3 protein-coding genes are annotated in these 2359 nt (G+C 70.6%); 2 read left to right on the top strand and 1 reads right to left on the bottom strand.

Annotation, left to right across the window (positions count from 1 at the left end; translation table 11 throughout):
- Nucleotides 1-762: NAD(P)-dependent oxidoreductase (locus HUK84_RS15180; protein ID WP_176641029.1), on the bottom strand; the 762-nt coding region annotated here is incomplete at its 3' end.
- A gap of 149 nt (nucleotides 763-911) precedes the next feature.
- Here HUK84_RS15180 and aat point away from each other — a divergent pair.
- Both aat and HUK84_RS15170 read left to right on the top strand, forming a co-directional pair.
- Nucleotides 912-1631: a leucyl/phenylalanyl-tRNA--protein transferase gene (aat, locus tag HUK84_RS15175; protein WP_246285711.1), complete on the top strand. Its 720-nt coding sequence runs from the start codon at nucleotides 912-914 to the stop codon at nucleotides 1629-1631.
- Nucleotides 1632-1679: 48 nt separating this feature from the next.
- Nucleotides 1680-2359, top strand: a 680-nt coding sequence (locus HUK84_RS15170) for a DUF4412 domain-containing protein (protein WP_246285710.1), incomplete at its 3' end; no start/stop codon positions are given.

Raw genomic sequence — 2359 nt, 5'->3', positions numbered from 1 at the left:
CGCGGCGATCAGCGCGTCCTCGTCCACCAGGCTGCCGCGCGCGGCATTGACGAAGATCGCCCCCTTCGGCAGCAGCGCCAGGGTCTCGGCGGTGATGACCGCCGCCGCCGCCGCGCCGCCGGGCATGTGCAGGCTCAGAATGTCGCAATGCGGCAGCATCTCGCGCATGTCGGCGAAATAGGTGGCACCCGCTTCCAGCTCCGGCGCCAGCCGCCGGCGGTTGGAATACAGGATCTTCATGTCGAATCCGCGCGCCCGCTGCGCCACGGCCCGGCCGATCCGCCCCATGCCGACAATGCCCAGCGTCTTGCCCGTGACGCGCACCCCCAGCATCTCCTCCATGCCGAAGGACCGGCCCCATCCCGCCTGCATGACGCCCAGATATTCCGCCCCGCGCCGCGCCGCCGCCAGGATCAGCATCATCGTCAGGTCGGCATTGCAATCGGTCAGCACGTCGGGGGTATAGGTCAGCGCCAGGCCCCGCGCGGCGATGGCGGAAATGTCCAGATGGTCGGTGCCGACACTGATGGTGGCGATCACCCGCACGCTGTCCGGCAGCGCCGCGACCGTTTCGGCCGTCACCGGCGTGCCGGTGGTCACCATCACCGCATCCGGACGGAACGCCTGCGCCAGCGCCACCAGTTCGGTCGGCGTCAGCTTGTGGCCGGGCGGCGGCGGCGCGTCGTAATCGCGGGCGATCCGCGCGGCCACGGCGGCGGGCAGGCGCTGGGAATGGATCAGGCGCGGACGAATCGCGGACATGGCGGGGCCTCTCTGGTCGGACGATGCCGGCTTGTCAGGCTCCGACACGTGTCCATCTCAGGATCGAATCATTGCCCTGTCCTGTCCAGACGCGCCAGCCGGCCGGGATCGGAGCATCAGTCGGGATCGGAACCTCGGGGAGACGCCGCATGACCAGCCAGGATTCGGGCCAGGATTCGGGGGACGGCGCCATGGCGGTCACGCCGGACCTGATGATCCGCGCCTATTCGGTCGGCCTGTTTCCCATGGCGCCCGATGCCGGGACCGACCATCTGGACTGGTACGATCCGCAGATGCGCGGCATCCTGCCGCTCGATGGGTTCCACGCGCCGCGCCGCCTGGTCCGCACCGTCCTGTCCGGCCAGTTCGACATCGTCGCCGACCGCGATTTCGAGGCGACGATCCGCGCCTGCGCCGCCCCGGCGCCGGGGCGCGAGACCACCTGGATCAACGACCGGATCATCGGCCTGTTCTGCGAACTGCATGCGCGCGGCCACGCCCATTCGGTCGAAACCTGGCAGGACGGCAGGCTGGTCGGCGGGCTGTACGGGGTCGCCATCGGCGGCGCCTTCTTCGGCGAAAGCATGTTCAGCCGCGCCCGCGACGCCTCCAAGGCGGCGCTGCTCTCGCTGGCGGCGCGGCTGCGCCTGGGCGGCTTCACCCTGCTGGACACCCAGTTCGGCACCAGCCATCTGGCCCAGTTCGGCGGGATCGAAATACCCGCCCGGCGCTACAAGCGGCGCCTGGCCCGGGCCCTGTCCGTACCCGCCCGCTGGCCCGACGACCGGGCCGCCGGCACCGCCGGCGCGATTCGCGAAGAAATGGCCGCCCTGCGCGGCGCATTTCGCACCTCGGACGGAAGCGGATAGACTCCCCGACGGCTGAAATACGGACAGACCGGAAAGAAGGAAACGCCGATGATCAACCTGATGCCGCGCCGCGCCGCCGGACGGCCCGGAATGATGGCCGGGGCGCTGCTCCTCGTGGGAATCGGGGCGGGAGTCGGGGCCGGAATCGCGCGGGCGGACGCCCAGCCCGCGCCCGATTCCGCTCATGCCCCAACTCATCCCCCCTTGGCGCCGACCCGCGACGTGCAGGTCGCCTACAGCGTCCAGCCCGAAGGCGCGCCCGCGCCCAAAACCATCCAGGTCTGGTTCGCCGCCAATGGCGGCCTGATGCGCATCGACAGTCCCGAAGGCATGGGCGCGACCATCCTCGACCGCGTCGCCCGCCAGGTGACGATCGTGCTGAACCGGCAGAAGGTCTATACGCGGCTGGACGCCGGCTCCGACATCCGCAATCCGTTCCTGCTGGACCTGTCCATGCAATATACCCGCAAGGGCGACACACGCGTCGCGGACGTCGATTGCACCGAATGGGCCATCGTCTCCGGCCGCGGCTCGGCGACCGCCTGCGTCACCGCCGACGGCGTCATCCTGCGCGAGGACGGGGTGGATGCCGAAGGCATGAAGGGGCGGCTGGTGGCCACCCGCGTCACCTACGCTCCCATCCCCGCCGGCACGTTCCAGCCGCCCGAGGGCTATCAGATGGTCACGCGGCATCGCGTCGCCCCAGGACCCGGGGGGACGGGGTCCGG

The sequence above is a fragment of the Nguyenibacter vanlangensis genome (genome assembly GCF_013376155.1).
GTDB lineage: Bacteria > Pseudomonadota > Alphaproteobacteria > Acetobacterales > Acetobacteraceae > Gluconacetobacter > Gluconacetobacter vanlangensis.
Note: the sequence above shows the minus strand (reverse complement) of the source record. Positions and strands in the feature narration are given on the sequence as shown.

Coding starts and splice junctions, on each gene's coding strand:
- aat (WP_246285711.1), top strand. CDS start 912: ATGACCAGCCAGGATTCGGGCCAGGATTCGGGGGACGGCGCCATGGCG.